Annotated in this window: 9 protein-coding genes; 2 read left to right on the top strand and 7 right to left on the bottom strand. The window is 49.7% G+C overall.

Annotated features, from left to right (window positions below; translation table 11 throughout):
• Positions 1–293: 293 nt before the first annotated feature.
• From I2I11_RS07375 to I2I11_RS07355, 5 genes are all read right to left on the bottom strand, one after another.
• Positions 294–2,075 (bottom strand): SLC13 family permease, encoded by a 1,782-nt coding sequence (locus I2I11_RS07375; protein ID WP_230679958.1) that lies wholly within the window; start codon positions 2,073–2,075, stop codon positions 294–296.
• Positions 2,076–2,282: 207 nt separating this feature from the next.
• On the bottom strand, positions 2,283–2,912 hold the full coding sequence (locus I2I11_RS07370; RefSeq protein WP_196267039.1) for a rhomboid family intramembrane serine protease: 630 nt from the start codon (positions 2,910–2,912) through the stop codon (positions 2,283–2,285).
• Positions 2,913–3,199: 287 nt separating this feature from the next.
• Complete coding sequence (locus I2I11_RS07365; protein ID WP_196267038.1) at positions 3,200–4,174, bottom strand: polyprenyl synthetase family protein; 975 nt, start codon at positions 4,172–4,174, stop codon at positions 3,200–3,202.
• 8 nt (positions 4,175–4,182) lie between these two features.
• A complete protein-coding gene (gene rnr, locus I2I11_RS07360; RefSeq protein ID WP_196267037.1) occupies positions 4,183–6,468 on the bottom strand; it encodes a ribonuclease R in 2,286 nt (761 codons plus the stop codon).
• A 198-nt stretch (positions 6,469–6,666) separates the two neighbouring features.
• Positions 6,667–8,496 (bottom strand): ABC transporter ATP-binding protein, encoded by a 1,830-nt coding sequence (locus I2I11_RS07355; RefSeq protein WP_196267036.1) that lies wholly within the window; start codon positions 8,494–8,496, stop codon positions 6,667–6,669.
• 230 nt (positions 8,497–8,726) lie between these two features.
• On the opposite strand from I2I11_RS07355, the gene I2I11_RS07350 reads away from it, so the two are divergent.
• Together I2I11_RS07350 and I2I11_RS07345 are read left to right on the top strand one after the other, a co-directional pair.
• The gene (locus tag I2I11_RS07350; protein WP_196267035.1) at positions 8,727–9,341 is read left to right on the top strand and encodes an HAD family hydrolase; all 615 of its coding nucleotides are present in this window, start codon (positions 8,727–8,729) and stop codon (positions 9,339–9,341) included.
• 315 nt (positions 9,342–9,656) lie between these two features.
• Positions 9,657–11,612 carry a glycoside hydrolase family 97 protein gene (locus I2I11_RS07345; protein ID WP_196267034.1) on the top strand — a complete coding sequence of 652 codons (1,956 nt, stop codon included), beginning with the start codon at positions 9,657–9,659 and terminating at the stop codon, positions 11,610–11,612.
• Between the two features lie 145 nt (positions 11,613–11,757).
• Here I2I11_RS07345 and I2I11_RS07340 read toward each other — a convergent pair whose 3' ends face one another.
• Together I2I11_RS07340 and ileS are read right to left on the bottom strand one after the other, a co-directional pair.
• Positions 11,758–12,381, bottom strand: a complete 624-nt coding sequence (locus I2I11_RS07340; RefSeq protein ID WP_196267033.1) for a lipoprotein signal peptidase — start codon at positions 12,379–12,381, stop codon at positions 11,758–11,760.
• A 241-nt stretch (positions 12,382–12,622) separates the two neighbouring features.
• On the bottom strand, positions 12,623–15,982 hold the full coding sequence (ileS, locus tag I2I11_RS07335; protein WP_196267032.1) for an isoleucine--tRNA ligase: 3,360 nt from the start codon (positions 15,980–15,982) through the stop codon (positions 12,623–12,625).
• Between the last annotated feature and the right edge of the window lie 279 nt (positions 15,983–16,261).

The raw sequence follows: 16,261 nt of genomic DNA, 5'->3' as shown, positions 1-16,261 counted from the left end.
TGAATACCTCGTATTATTCCGCTGGCGCGAGCTTTCAGCTCGTGCCTTTACACTACCCACACCTAATTCTCATCTGACCAATCTAAATCATGTATTACTGAAGCTTAAATATCTGGTAAAATATTTACAAGGATGAAGGTACGAGCTGAAAGCTCGCACCAGCAAAGTACAAGCTACCTGTAATCTGAATTTTGAGTAACTGACTTTTGAATAATAGAATGCCTAAGCATATTTTCCAAATACAGTTATTCAAAATTATTCACGTGGAACATCGGAACGAACAGGCTTTATACTTAGAACGGGAAAAAGTATGGCAGAATGAGCGAAGCCAGCAGCCACAGAATCAGGTTAAGCGGCGTGCCTACCTTCAGGTAATCGGAAAAGCGATAGTTGCCTGGACCGTAAATCATGGTATTCGTCTGGTAACCCATAGGCGTCATAAAGCTGAGCGAGGCAGCGTAGGCTACGGCCATCAGGAAAGGTTTGGCGCTCACGCCCATCTCTGCTGCCGTAACAATGGCAATGGGTGCCAGCAGGGCGGCTGTTGCATTGTTCGACATAAAGTTGGTGATTATAAAGGTGATAAAGAAGAACGCTGACAGCAGCACATGGGGTCCGTAATCGCCTATGCCATAGATAATGTATTGGGCCAGCAACCTGGCGGCGCCGGTCTTCTCCAGTGCTGTACCCATCGACAGCACGCCGGCCAGCATAAATATCACTCTCCAGTTAATAGCCTTGTATACTTCGTCGGCCCGGATACAGCGGAAAAGTATAAGCGCAATGGTACCCACCAGCGCACTCAGCACAATAGGCATTAATCCGGCAGCGGCGGCAAGCACCACGCCAGTGCTGATGATCATCACCGGAATAATCCTGCTGTAATTGTAAGGGCTGCGCTCCGTCTGTGAGATAATCAGCAAATCCTGGTTCTGGCGTAGTTTTTCGGCCTGCTGCTGATCGGCTGTAATCAGCAGTACATCGCCGGCCGAAAGCTTTACGTGAGCCAGCTTTTCGTGCAGAATTTCCTCGCGGTGACGAATAGCCAGCACCGAAGCGCCATAGTTGTAGGATCTGAAATCCAGCTCTTTCAGCGACTTGCCTTCTATGTAAGAATTGGGGGTTACAACGGCTTCGTAAAAATTTGCGCCGCTGATGCGTAAATCATTCTCCGGAAACCGGCGCTCCGACTTCAGCTTAAGGCCTTCTATATCCTTCAGCATTTTGAGCTTTTCTACGTTGCAGCGCACTTTCAGCACATCGTTGGCATGCAGCACCAGCGCCGGATAGGCCTTCAGCTTATACTTTTTGTCGCGTATTACCTGCAGCACTTCTATATCGAGGTTTTGTACCAGGCTTGTGCGGCTGATAGGTTTGCCCACAGATGGCGCATCCGGCAGCAGCACCACTTCTGTCAGGTAATCCCCCATGTTAAAATCTGCTGATAAGTCTTCGGAGTACGGGCGGTTGGGCAGCAAATACCTGCCAGCAACGAACATGTACACGATGCCAGTCAGCAGAAACAGAACACCGGCCTTTGTAAAGTCAAACATGCCGAGGGGCGGTTCTCCCTGTGCCTGCGCAATGCCACTTACCAGAATATTAGTAGAAGTACCAATAAGGGTGCAGATGCCGCCCATCAACGCGCCGAACGAGAGAGGAATCAGTAATTTGGAAGGGCTGATTTTAGTATCGCGGCCTACCTGTATCACAACCGGCATCAGCAGCGCCACCACCGCTGTATCGTTTATAAAAGCCGACAGTATACCTGAAAGCAGCATGAGCGAAAGCAGGCACAGCAGGTAATTTTTCCGGCCCATACGCGTAAGTAGCAGCCCCACATTGTTGAGCACACCCGACTTAAAAATAGCGGAACTGATGATGAACATCAGAGCGACAGTAATGGTAGCCGGATTGCTGAAGCCGCTCAGGCCCTCTGCAGGTGTGAGGATGCCTGTAAGCATAAACAGCGACATGATAAGTATGGCAACCGTGTCGATAGACAGGCGCTCGCTTATAAAAAGCACAACGGCCAGCACGATGATACCTAATACAATGCCGATGTCGGTTGTCATACAGGAATGCAGGGAGTATAGGTTTGCTACCAGTATAGCCGCAATCATTATACATATAACATGCACTTGTTCAGAACCTAACAAACAAGCTGCATGTAGTTTTCCCTATAACTGTTTTTCAACAGCTATGGCTATAGCCATGCACCGGCATGTTAAAGCTAAGGCGGCAAAAAATAAACAAGTATCAATAGTACAATTTTGCAGGTATTAAAACAAACGCCACTGGCTAATCTGGCTGATAAATCCCGGAAAAGCCGACGGCACCAGTAGCAGGCTGAGCACAAAGCCATACAGCGCGCCGTAAAAGTGAGCATCGTGGTTGATGTTATCGCCCATGCGCTTGCCGGAGAAGTAGGAATACATCATATACAGCACCCCGAAAATGAAGCCCGGTATACAAAGCGCCGCAAACAGGCACACATCCACTGTCGGGTAAAACAGAATACTGGCAAACAGTACCGACGCTACGCCGCCGGAAGCACCCAGGGCCCGGTAGCCGGGATCGTTGCGGTGCTTTAAGTAAGTAGGGATATCGGAAACGATAATACCCCCAAGGTATACCAGCAGGTAGCACAGTTCCCCGGCAATGGTGCCGAAAATACCAATCAAAGTATACTCCACGTTGGTGCCAAAGAAGTATAGCGTAAACATGTTGAAGAACAGGTGGCTGAAATCGGCATGCAGAAAACCTGAAGTCAGGAAGCGGTACCAGGAATTATCGCGCTGCACAGCGTAAGGCTGAAAAATCCAGCGGTGCATCAGTTCCGGCTTCTGCCACGCCTGCCACGACACTAAAACGGTAATACCTATAAGTATAAGGGTGATATTGAGTTCCATGCTTTATTTAATGTGCTGATGTGCTAATGTATGGATTTGAAAATAGAAAGATGTGGAAATTTGAAAATGGTTTCCTGTTTCTGTAACCGGGCACTAATTATCTCCCCTGGCGCAAAACCTGACAAAAAAGACCTCGCGGTGTGCGCAGCTCCCGCGAGCGTCTGATGCGTGCTACGAAGTTATTGGTTAATCCAGACACTCGCAGGAGCTGCGCACGCTGCGAGGTCAATGCTATAACGTTTTACCAGCAGAAACTTTGGAACTTAAAGACGACGGCAATGAAGCAATTAATTATCCCGCTCCATCAGCTGCAGCGCCAGCCCACGAATGGTCGCTTTGCGCTCCTCCGGCAGTTGCACAGCATCCAGGTGCTGCAAGGCTTTCTGAAAGTATAAGTCGATTTGCTGCTCGGTCTGGTGGCGGATGTTGAGGGCATCATACACCGCTGTAACAGCGCTTACTTTTTCTTCGGCTATACTCTCTCCTGTTTTGTTACGCCAGCTGATGATGCTTTGCAACTGCTGTTCGTCGGCCTGCTCCAGCGCCGTCAGCATCAGAAAGGTTTTCTTATCTGATAAGATATCGCCGCCCACCTGCTTGCCAAACTTGGCTTTGTCGCCGTATACATCCAGCAGATCATCGCGCAGCTGAAAGGCTATACCAATACTATGGCCAAAGGCTTTTAAGTGCTCCGCATCAGGCATTGGTGCGTTTTGAAGTATGGCACCCAGCTCTAAACTTAAGCCTAGCAATACGGCCGTTTTCAGGGTTATCATCCGGATATACTCGGGTATGCTCACCTGGTCGCGTTGCTCAAAATTCATGTCAAGCTGCTGGCCTTCGCATACCTGGGCGGCTGTTTCGCTAAACCGTTCGAGCATGTGTGCCAGCTTGCCTTGCTCTACACCTGTTAACAGTTGATAGGCACGTACCAGCATCACGTCGCCGCTAAGTATGGCCGTGTTGGCGTTCCATTTTTCGTGCACCGTTTGCTTGCCACGGCGCAGCGGTGCGCGGTCCATGATGTCGTCGTGCATCAGGGTGAAATTGTGGAAAAGCTCAATTGCTGCTGCCGGCAAAAGTGCCTTCTCCACATCCTTATCATACATTTCAGCTGCCAGGAGCACCAGCAAAGGGCGGATGCGCTTGCCGCTCAAAGCCATTATATACCGGATGGGTTCGTACAGTTCCGCCGGGTCTTCGCCGTAGCGCAGTGTGGATAAGGTATGGTTAAATTTTTCTGAAAGATGCGTGATATCCACAGGTTTTCTTAGTGTTGTTTCAGGGTTTTGACAAGTTCCAGATCGATGGTGCGGTCGTTCAGGTTGGCGCTTTTTACTTCTACCAGCACCTCATCGCCAAAGGAAATAATGCGCTTGGTCTGGCGGCCGATGATGCGGTAATTATTAGCATCCAGCTCGTAATAATCATCGTTCAGGTCTGATAAACGCACCATGCCTTCACATTTATTTTCTTCGATTTCCACAAAGATACCCCATTCTGTAACACCCGACACAATGCCTTTGTATTGTTTGCCGATGGTATCTTTCATAAACTCTACCTGCTTATACTTGATAGAAGCACGCTCGGCATCGGCGGCACGTTTCTCCATCTCCGAAGAATGGCGGCAACGCTCTTCATACTCCTCCGCATCAGCAGATTTGCCTCCATCCAGGTAATGCTGCAACAGGCGGTGCGCCATCATATCAGGGTAGCGGCGGATGGGTGACGTAAAGTGCGAATAATGCTTAAACGCAAGTCCGAAGTGCCCTTCTTCCTCGGTGCTATACTTGGCCTTGGCCATCGTCCGGATGGCCAGGTTCTGCAACACGCTCTGCTCGGGCTTGCCTTCAATTTCTTCAGTCAGGTTATTCAGTTCCTGCGAAATATCGCCTTCGGGATCTACTTTATAGCCAAACTTGCGGGCAAAAATTGAGAAAGTGCTGAGCCTGTCGGGGTCCGGGGAACCGTGGGTGCGGTACACCATTGTCGGATGTTTTTTGCCTTTACCGAGGTTGTACACATACTCCGCCACCTTGCGGTTGGCCAGCAGCATGAACTCCTCAATCATTTTGTGGGCATCCTTGCGCTCTTTTACATACACCGACAGTGGCTTGCCATTTTCATCCAGCTTAAACTTAACCTCGGTGGTCTCGAAACTGATGGCGCCATTTTTGAAGCGTTTGGCCTGCAATTTTTTCGCGATGCCATTCATGAGATTTATCTCCTCAGCAAAATCGCCTTCGCCGGTTTCGATGCGTTCCTGCGCCTCTTCGTAGGCAAAGCGGCGGTCGGAATAAATAATGGTGCGGCCAAACCAGGTATCGTACAGCTTGCCTTGCTCGTCCAGCTCCAGCACTACCGAAAAGGTCAGCTTTTCTTCGTTTGGCCTGAGCGAACAAAGGCCGTTGGAGAGGCGCTCGGGCAGCATCGGGATGGTTCTGTCCACCAGGTATACCGAGGTAGCACGGTGATAAGCTTCTTTTTCGAGCAGGGTGCGGGGTGTTACGTAATGCGTAACGTCCGCAATGTGCACGCCTATTTCGTAGTGGCCGTTCTCCAGTTTGCGGATCGACAGCGCATCGTCAAAATCTTTGGCATCAGCCGGGTCGATGGTAAAGGTGGTGATGTCGCGGAAGTCGCGGCGTTTGGCTATTTCCCCTTTGGTTATTTTATCTGATATGGTTTCGGCCTCCTCCTCTACTGCCTCGGGGAACTCAAACGGCAAGCCGAATTCTGCCATGATGGAGTGAATCTCAGCCTCGTTCTCGCCGGCGGGGCCAAACACGCGGATGACCTCGCCTGTCGGGTTTTTGTCGGGTTTGTCGGGCCACTCTACTATCTTCACCAGTACTTTATCGCCGGAGTTCGCCCCGTTCAAACCGCGCTCGCCCACAAACACATCAAAGTATAGCTTCTTAAAATCGGGCACCACAAAGCCAAAGTTCTTCGACAGCTCCATAATACCCACTAGTTCTGTACGCGAACGCTCCAGTACTTCGATCACCACGCCTTCCTGGCGGCCGCCGCGCACTGTCGGCGATACTTCTACTTTTACTGTGTCGCCATCCATGGCATACTTCAGGTGCTCCCGGAATACGCGCACGTCTTCCTCCCGTCCTTCCGACACGATATAGGCATACTTGCTGTTGGCCAGATCCACGCGGCCGGTTATTATATCAACCTTCAGGTTTAAGGTATACTTGTCGCCGTCTACCAGTAGCAGTTTATTTTCGTTTTTCAGCGCATTCACGATGCTTTCTAGCTGCTCGCGGCCTTTCTGATCTGTTATACCCAAACGGCGGAACAGCTGGCGCAGCGTAAACACGGTGTCGGGGCTGTTAGAGAAATTCTCTAACACAAGCGCTTTCATGGATTTGGGAGCACTCCTGCGGCCGGAAGATCCACCATCACTACGCCTGGAGGATGATTCGCCTCGTGTAGAAGATTTGCCCCGATCTGATGATTTTCCTCTGGATGATGATTCGCCCCGTCCTCTGGAGCTGCTGCGGTTGTCGCGGCTTTCGTCGCCGCCTTTATTCTTTTTGCTTCTCATGTATCTTTTTCAATCTGGAGACAGCTACAATAGCTGCCACTTCTATTTACAAACGTCTGCTTAAATAGTTTGTTAACTATACGGCTGTAAGGCTAAAGTAAGTTCTTATTTTCAGGTGAAGTTATGTAGATCATTTTATATGTGTACAATTAGCGGCTAAGTAGTGAGAAAACTGGCAGGAATTAAAGACCTGCCGGGTTATACTTCTCCCAACTTCATCTTCTCTCTTTTTTCCTGAGCGGCCACAATATCTTCGGGCTCCCCTTTCGGAATGGCGTTGAGGAGGATGCGCGTGTACTCCTGCTGCGGATCCAGGTATAACTGATCCGGCGTGCCGGTTTCTATAATCCTGCCTTTACTCATCACCAGGATGCGGTCTGACATATACTTGGCTACCGACAAATCGTGCGTGATGAAGATATACGTTATTCCGAACTCCTGCTTAAGCTGGTTGAGCAAATTAAGTACCTGCGCCTGCACCGACACATCCAGAGCAGATACTGATTCGTCGCAGATGATGCACCTGGGCTGCAGCGCCAGCGCCCGGGCAATACAGATGCGCTGGCGCTGGCCACCTGAAAATTCGTGTGGATAACGCAGAAAGTGTTCCGGCATAAGGCCTACTTTCTCAAGCAGTCCCATTGTTTTAGCGCGGCGCTCTTTGTCGTTGGTATAGAGTTTATGCACACGCATCGGCTCCATAATCGCATCGCCCACGTTATGCATGGGGTTCAGGGAAGCGTACGGGTCCTGGAAAATCATCTGAAAATCGCGGCAGCTTTTACGCAGTTCCTCAGCGCTGATTCGGGATATGTCTCGGCCCTCAAACAGAATGCTGCCTGCTGTTGGCTCCACCAGCCGCAGCAACGCACGGCCCAGCGTTGTTTTTCCGCAGCCCGATTCGCCCACCAGCCCGATTGTTTCGCCGGGATATACCTCAAAGCTCACCCCATCGACCGCTTTCACATAATCTGTTGTGCTGGCAAAAAGGCCTTTCTTGATGGGAAAGTATACTTTCAAATCCTTTACCTCCAACAGCGGCGGTGCTTGTTTGTTTTCCTGCTGGTACTTTATACCTGTTCCCTCGCCTGCCGGTTCGTCCGCCGTAACCGGAAGCATGGGTTTGTATACCTGCTTTTTCTTTTCGATAATGTGCCCGGACGCATCCTCCTCCATAAAATCCGAAACCGTTGGAAGTATGGATTGCGCCTTTGCAGACAATTTGGGGCGGCAGGCCAGCAAGCCTTTGGTATAAGGATGTTGCGGATTTGTAAAAATGCCCAGCACCGTACCCTGCTCTACCAGCTTGCCTTTGTACATCACCAGAATCCGGTCGGCAATTTCAGCGACCACTCCCAAATCATGGGTGATGAATAGCACAGCCGTATTTTCTTTCACCCGCAGTTCGTCTATCAACTGCAGCATGCGCGCCTGCACGGTTACATCCAAAGCGGTTGTTGGTTCGTCAGCAATCAGTATGGCCGGCTCGCAGGCCATGGCCATGGCAATCATCACGCGCTGCTTCTGTCCGCCCGAAATTTCGTGTGGATAAGCATCGAATATCTTTTCCGGGCGCGGCAACCGGGCTTTCTCAAAAAGCTGAATGGTGCGCGCTTTAGCTTCTTTTTTAGATAAACCGGTGTGGAGCAGCAATACCTCCGCTACCTGTTTTCCACAAGTATAAACAGGATTCAGCGACGATTGGGGCTCCTGGAAAATCATTGACATTTCATTCCCGCGCAGCTGCTGCATCTGCTTTTCAGGTAACTGAAACAAATCTACCTGCCCATACTTCTCCGACTGAAAAATGGCTTCTCCTGCTGTTATCCGGCCGGGCGGCGTATTAATCAGCTGCATGACCGACAGCGCTGTTACCGATTTGCCAGACCCGGATTCTCCTACAATAGCGACCGTTTCTCCCCGGTATACTTCAAATGATATTTTGTCTACAGCTTTAGTCGTGCTGCGATGCGTAGAGAAAACGGTTTCTAAGCCGCTGACCTGAAGTATGGGAGTTGGTATAGCCAAGTAAAACTGATAAATGCTTTGGTAAAAATAAGTTTTTTCGGGATGAAAGACTATAAAAGAGATGTCTATAAGTACCTTACGTCTGGCGCAAGCGCCTGCTCGTGCCTTATGGGTTTATGCCAAGGTGCACTGGCCGTTACAATCTGAAAACAGGCACAAGCAGACGCTTGCGCCATAGCAAAATACCTGCTAATTTTAATACTTATCTATACTTGATACTTTTATACCCTATGACCAAAACTATCATCTTCGATCTTGGCGCGGTGCTGATCGACTGGAACCCGCACTACTTGTACCGCAAGATTTTTAGCGAAGAAACCGCAATGCTTCACTTTCTGGAACACGTTTGTACGCCTGAGTGGAATGAAGAACAGGACGGCGGCCGTTCGCTGCAGGAAGCGACAGAATTGCTGGTAGCCAAACATCCCGATAAGGAGGAGAACATTCGTGCGTATTATGGTCGCTGGGACGAGATGCTTGGCGGTGCTATAGAAGGTACGGTAGAAATTCTGAAGGAGCTTAAAGATTCTGGCAAGTATAAGCTGCTGGCGCTCACCAACTGGTCAGCAGAAACTTTCCCGGTTGCACAGGAACGCTATGACTTTCTGAACTGGTTTGACGGGATTGTGGTGTCGGGCACCGAAAAAAACCGGAAGCCTTTTGCCTCCTTTTACCAGCTGCTTTTAGAACGGCATGATGTAAAGCCGGAAGAAGCAATTTTTATCGACGACAACCTGCGGAATATAAAGGCGGCGGAGCAGTTGGGTATTCCATCCATACATTTTACATCTCCGGAACAGCTGCGCGCGCGCCTGGAAGAGGAAGGCATACTGTCATCTTTTTAAGAGCCTCTTAGGGCCTCACAGTGCGCGCAGTTCCCGCGAGCGCCTAGATTCAGGTCGCTGTTTTAAAGCGATAATCTGACGGCCGCTGTTATGTTCGGAAGTGTACTCATTTCAGCAAAACAGGTACTTATAGTATACTTTTCTGTGTACCAGCAGGTTGCAAAAGCAGAATTGCATACGGCATTTGCACTTATGAGGGTAATTGCTTATCATAGTATAAACAGACGAGGTAAAAGTATCTGGCGTACCAGAATTTTATACTAGCGGGCACTGCACCTGGTCTTGTTCTCCCTGAATTAGATTAACTATACAACCATGTCCAAACAACTTTTTACAAGCTTTTTCTTATTTCTTCTTTGCTCCTTATTCACGCTGCAGGCCCAGCAATACCAGTTACTTTCGCCTGATAACAAGATCAAGGTCGAGGTTTCTGTTACTGACAGCATTTACTACCAGGTTACCGCAGATGGCAAGCAGCTGGTGCGCCCTTCTGCTGTTGGCCTCACCACAGACTTTCTGAAAGGGAAAAACTGGAAAGTATCCAAAGCTAAAAGGCAATCGGTAGACAAGGTGCTGCACCCGGTAGTATGGCAGAAAAGCAAGGAAATAGAAGACAAGTATAACGCCCTGCACCTGGATTTTAGCAACGGCCTCTCGCTGGAGTGGCGGGCTTATGACAATGGGATTGCCTGGCGCTGGCTTATCAACAAGAAAGGAAACAGCAAAGTACTCGCTGAGAAAGCCACTTTCGCCTTTGCTGAAGGCAGCAAAGCCTGGTACCCGCTGGAAGACAGCTTTTTCTCGCACAATGAGCGCCTCTACCACCAGCTGCCGCTCGATAGCATCGGCCCCCGTCAGCTGGCCAGCCTGCCGGCCCTTTTTGAGGTACAGGATATGAAAGTGCTCCTCACCGAGTCTGACTTGCTTGATTATGCGGGCATGTGGCTCAGGGGCAGCGATAATGGTAAAATCAAAGCCGTGTTCCCCTACTACCCGAAGACAACAGAAATACAGGGCGACAGAAATAAACCGGTAACAGCGCGGGAGGATTTTATTGCAAAGATCGACGGGCCGGCTTCTCTTCCCTGGCGGATACTGATGGTAGCCCGGGAAGACACTGACCTGCTGACCAACCAGCTCGTTTACCAACTGGCCAGCCCGGCCAAAGGTGATTACAGTTGGGTAAAGCCCGGCAAAGTGCAGTGGGATTGGTGGAATGCCAACAACATCTACAATGTAGATTTCCGGGCGGGCATTAATACCGAAACTTATAAGTATTACATCGACTTTGCCTCTAAGTACGGGCTGGAGTACGTGCTGCTGGATGAGGGATGGAGCGATACCAGGGATTTGCTGAAAGTAAACCCGAATGTTGATATGGAAGAGCTCGCTGCTTATGCCCGCCAGAAGGATGTGGATTTGCTGCTTTGGGCTAACTGGCTGGCCCTGGATAATAACCTGGAGCCGGTGCTGGATCAGTTTGCCAAATGGGGCATCAAAGGCATCAAGGTCGATTTTATGCAGCGGGATGACCAGGAAATGGTGAACTATTATGTACGTGTGGCAGAAGCCGCGGCCAAACGGAAGATGCTGGTCGACTTTCACGGCGCCTACAAACCAACAGGCTTGTACCGTACTTATCCGAACGTAATAACCTCGGAGGGCGTGTATGGATTGGAGCAAAGCAAGGGAGACAGGAACAAAAAGATAGACCCAGAGCATAATGTAACCATACCCTTTATCCGGATGGCAGCCGGACCAATGGACTATACGCCGGGTGCTATGCTGAATGCCCAGAAGGACAACTGGAAGCCCATCGGCAACAAGCCCATGAGCCTGGGTACGCGCGCGCATCAGCTGGCCATGTATGTGGTATATGAGAGCCCTCTGCAAATGCTGGCTGATAACCCGACACACTACTATGACGAGCCTGAAAGTATGGCTTTTCTGGAAAAGGTACCGGTGGAGTGGGCACAAACTGTACCGTTGCAGGCGCAGGTCGGAGATTACGTACTTATTGCCCGGCAGGCCAGAAACGGTGACTGGTATGTGGGCGGCATGACTGACTGGTCGCCCAGAGAGCTTAAGCTAAACCTTTCTTTCTTGGGTGACGGAGACTACCTGATGCAGGTTTGGAAAGATGGCATTAACGCCGACAGGAATGCCCAGGACCTGAAAACGGAGACATTATCTGTAAATAAGAATTCTGCTGTAACCGTAAGTATGGCAAAAGGCGGCGGCTGGGTAGCCCGTATTACGAAGGCGAAATAATGGCTATAGGAGCATCCTGAACTTTTTATAATAAGCAAGAATTCCAGCGCAGGCGAAATGTTTTTCCCTGCGCTGGAATTCTTGCTTTGAAGCCATTAACCTGCTTCTGCTGAAAATGATTCTGAATTAAATACTTTGTACCTGCTTACAATCCCTGCTGATGCTCAACGGGCGTTGTTTTCTCAGGCTCATGATGTGTACCAAAGAAGCGCCGCTGGTTTAGCAGAATCAGCACCACACCTATAAATATCGAGGAATCGGCCACGTTGAAAATCGGCCACAGCGACATGGGCTCGCCACCCAAAAGCGGTACCCACTGCGGGATAATTCCTTCCCATAGATCCACATAAAACATATCAATTACCTGCCCATGAAACCAGGGCGTAACAGCATCATAGGGAGCATTGTCAAACCACACACCGTAAAAAGTACTATCAATGAGATTGCCGATGGCACCCCCTAAAATCAGGGCGATGCACCAGAGCAGGCCTTTCGGAGCGTGGTGCTTTACCAGATAGTATAAATAGTAACCAATACCGAACATGGCCACCAGCCGGAACAAGGTAAGTATAAGCTTGCCGTAATCTGAGCCCAGTTCTACACCGAAAGCCATACCTGGGTTCAGGGTATAATGCAGCTTCAGCCAGTCCCCAATCAGGTGAATTTCGCCGGGCATGCCCATTTCCATGTTGTAATACACCGTGAACTTCACCGCCTGGTCCAGCAGAATGACGCCAATGGCCACCAGGTAATATTTCCAGTATTTCATATTTGTTTGTTACGCCATTATGATGGACATAAGTATCAGGACACAAGATATCAGATCCTTCCGTAGTGCTGCCTTATACTTTAATGTTTGATAACTGCTACAAGTATACTTTTATAGATTATCCAACCACCCCTAACCCCTCCTTTTCTAAGGAGGGGAATTAAGATTACTTTTCCAAAAACTCCTTACCCATAAACATAGCAGTAGCAAAAGCAATTATACTTTTGCTACTGCATTTTGCTTATATAACAGCGTTCTCCTCTATCTGAATGTGGATGTATACCTGATACTCATCAATATCCAGTAGCGTAGAACCTGGCAGCATTTCGTCTGTGATGTCCAGTGTCAGGGCCTGCGTTTCGGCACATATATAGGTTTTGTAATTCAGCACAGCATCGTTCACTTCCGGCGCAGCCAGTTGCATGATGATATGGATCTTGTCCTGTACTTCCAGGTTGCTGTCTTTGCGCAGGTTCTGAATGCGGTTTACCAGGTCGCGGGCAATACCTTCCTGCTTTAGTTCCTCCGTAATGGTTACATCCAGCGCAACCGTTAACCTGCCTTCATTGGCTACCAGCCATCCCGGAATATCTTCCGAAGAGATTTCTACGTCATCGGGGGTAAGTATGGCCGTTTCTTCGTCGTTGATCTGTAACTCGATGCCGCCTTCACGCTCCAGGTGCGCAATGTCGTTCTGGTTCATATTCTGCACAGCAGCCGCTACCAGTTTCATCTTTGGTCCGAACACCTGCCCCAGCTTCTTGAAGTTAGGCTTGATTTTCTTCACCAGGATGCCGGAGGTGTCATCAATGTATTCGATGTGCTTCACGTTCACCTCGCTCATGATCAGATCGGCCACAGCCTGAATCTGCTCTCTTGTATGGTCGTTCAGCACAGGTATAAGAATGCGCTGCAGCGGCTGGCGCACCTTGATCATGTGTTTCTTCCGCAGCGAGTGTACCAGCGACGATACTGTCTGCGCCAGTTGCATCCGCTCTTCCAGGTCCTTATCGATAGCATGCTCAACTACTTCCGGATACAGCGCCAGGTGCACCGATTCTTCCGTGTTCTTTTGACTCACGCTGTTCAGGTCGCGGTATAGTTGCTCGGTATAAAAAGGCGCAATCGGTGAGGCCAGTTTGGCTACTGTTTCCAGACAAGTATAAAGTGTCTGATAAGCGGCCACTTTATCCATGTTGTATTCGCCTTTCCAGAAGCGTTTGCGGTTGAGGCGCACGTACCAGTTGCTCAGGTCATCCACTACAAAATCCTGTATCGCACGGGCGGCTCGTGTCGGGTCGTAATCCGCCAGGTAATTGTCTACGTCCTGCACCAGCGTATTCAGCTTCGAAATTATCCAACGGTCTGATTCTGTACGCTGCGCCAATGGTACATCCGCCTCGGCATACGTAAAATTATCGAGGTTGGCGTACAGCGCGAAGAAAGAGTACGTGTTCTGCAGTGTGCCAAAGAAGCGGCGCTGCGTTTCAGCCACACCTTCCGGGTTAAATTTCAGGTTGTCCCAGGGCGGCGCGTTGGCAATCATGTACCAACGTGTGGCGTCCGGGCCATAGTTGCCGATGATTTCGAATGGATCGATGGCATTGCCGAGGCGCTTGCTCATTTTGTTACCATTCTTGTCGAGCACCAGGCCATTGGCGATTACGTTTTTGTAAGCCACACTGTCTTCGAGCATCACTGCCAGCGCATGCAGCGTGAAAAACCAGCCACGTGTCTGGTCCACCCCTTCGGCGATATAATCAGCCGGGAAGTTCTGCTCAAACTTCTCCTTGTTCTCCAGCGGGTAATGCCACTGTGCATAAGGCATCGCGCCAGAGTCGAACCAAACATCGATAAGGTCTGTCTCTCTGTACATTGCCTTTCCGGATTTGCTCAGCAGCACAATGTTATCCACGTACGGCCGGTGCAGGTCCTCCAGGTCGACGGCACCATGCATGGCGCCGGCTTCCACTGCTTTCTTTATCTCTTTTTTCAGCTGATCGATAGAGCCGATGCAGATTTCCTCTTCGCCATCTTCGGTGCGCCAGATAGGCAGCGGTGTGCCCCAGTAGCGCGAGCGCGACAGGTTCCAGTCCACCAGGTTCTCCAGCCAGTTACCAAAACGGCCTGTACCTGTTGATTCCGGTTTCCAGTTGATGGTTTTGTTCAGTTCAATCATCCTGTCCTTTACTGCCGTTGTCCGGATAAACCAGCTATCCAGCGGATAGTATAAAACCGGTTTATCGGTGCGCCAGCAGTGCGGGTAGGTGTGCTCATACTTCTCTACCTTAAAGGCTTTGCCTTCTTCTTTCAGTTTGATGGCGATAAGTACGTCTGTAGGCTTATAGTCAGCGGCAGACTCATCCTGCCCGTCATAGTTTTTCACGTACATGCCGGCAAAGTCGGTAACCTCCTGCACGAAGCGGCCCCGTTTGTCAACGAGCGGTGTTGGCTTTCCGTTTTCATCTGTTACCAGCAATGCCGGGATGTTGTTCTGAGCGGCTACCCGGAAGTCATCAGCACCAAATGTAGGTGAGATGTGCACGATACCGGTACCATCTTCTGTCGTTACAAAATCACCTACTACAACCCGGAAAGCCGGTTTATCGGGCTGCACGTATGGCATCAGCTGGTAATACTCCACGCCTTCCAGATCTTTGCCCGTAAACTCCTCCATCACCTTAAAAGGCATGAGTTTATCACCCGGCTGATATGCTTCCAACTGCAGGTCAGCAGCTTTTGGATTAAAGTAGCGGCTCACCAGATCTTTTGCCAGTATAACCGAAACAGGCTCGTAAGTATAAGGGTTATACGTTTTAACCTTCACGTACTTGATGCCTTTGCCCACGGCCAGCGCGGTGTTGGCCGGAAGCGTCCAGGGAGTAGTTGTCCAGGCCAGCATACATACTTTCTCCTCTTCGTTGTCGAACAGGAACATGTTGCGGGTTATCTTTTTCAGCTCAAACTGCGCCACAATGGTAGTATCTTTTACCATTTTGTAGCAGCCCGGCTGGTTCAGTTCATGCGAACTCAGGCCTGTGCCCGCACCTGGCGAATAGGGCTGGATGGTATAACCTTTATAAAGATAGCCTTTGTCGTAAAGGCGCTTCAGCAGTGCCCAGCAGGTTTCGATGTAGTCGTTCTCGAAAGTTACATAGGGGTTATCGAGGTCTACCCAATAGCCCATCTGCTCCGTCAGGGTATCCCACTGGTTTTTAAAGCGCATCACCGTTTCGCGGCAGCGCTGGTTGTATTCTTCTACCGAAATCGTTTTCCCAATATCTTCTTTGGTGATACCCAGTTCTTTTTCAACCTGCAGTTCTACGGGCAGGCCGTGGGTATCCCAGCCGCCTTTGCGGTTTACCTGGTATCCTTTCAGGGTTTTGTAGCGGCAGAAAATATCCTTTACCGCTCGGGCCATCACGTGGTGAATGCCCGGCGTACCATTGGCCGAAGGCGGCCCTTCATAAAACACAAAGTTTTCGTGACCCTCGCGGGTGGCTACCGACTTTTCGAAGATGTGGTTCTGTTTCCAGAAAGCCAGTATGTCCTGGCCCACTCTGGCGTAATTCAGGTTTTTATACTCGTTATACTTTACCATTTCCTGGTTTCTCTTGATCTTTCTTATTTGTAGCTATTCCAGATCCGGCTGCTCCCCGTTTGAAGCATGGTTTACCTTCATTTCTACAATTCAGCAAAGATAGGCAATTTTGCGCATTTTACGGTTTTTGCCTCTACAGAAAGCGCCTTATTACCAGCTTCTGCTGTGTAAGTTTCTTTTCTAAATTTCACTGGCTTCAGATACACCAAGGCTATGCTCATACGTGTGTGAAACCGAAGCATTTTCTGTCCTATTCAAGCGATAAAGGCATATCTTATA

This window comes from Pontibacter rufus, from assembly GCF_015694705.1.
Taxonomy (GTDB): Bacteria; Bacteroidota; Bacteroidia; order Cytophagales; family Hymenobacteraceae; genus Pontibacter; species Pontibacter rufus.
This window is presented reverse-complemented; position numbering and strand designations above follow the sequence as displayed.

What these genes read in the sequence shown, in the direction of transcription:
- I2I11_RS07375 (WP_230679958.1), bottom strand. Translation starts at nt 2,075, where the DNA reads ATGACAACCGACATCGGCATTGTATTAGGTATCATCGTGCTGGCCGTT.
- I2I11_RS07340 (WP_196267033.1), bottom strand. Translation starts at nt 12,381, where the DNA reads ATGAAATACTGGAAATATTACCTGGTGGCCATTGGCGTCATTCTGCTG.
- I2I11_RS07345 (WP_196267034.1), top strand. Translation starts at nt 9,657, where the DNA reads ATGTCCAAACAACTTTTTACAAGCTTTTTCTTATTTCTTCTTTGCTCC.
- I2I11_RS07350 (WP_196267035.1), top strand. Translation starts at nt 8,727, where the DNA reads ATGACCAAAACTATCATCTTCGATCTTGGCGCGGTGCTGATCGACTGG.
- rnr (WP_196267037.1), bottom strand. Translation starts at nt 6,468, where the DNA reads ATGAGAAGCAAAAAGAATAAAGGCGGCGACGAAAGCCGCGACAACCGC.
- I2I11_RS07370 (WP_196267039.1), bottom strand. Translation starts at nt 2,912, where the DNA reads ATGGAACTCAATATCACCCTTATACTTATAGGTATTACCGTTTTAGTG.
- ileS (WP_196267032.1), bottom strand. Translation starts at nt 15,982, where the DNA reads ATGGTAAAGTATAACGAGTATAAAAACCTGAATTACGCCAGAGTGGGC.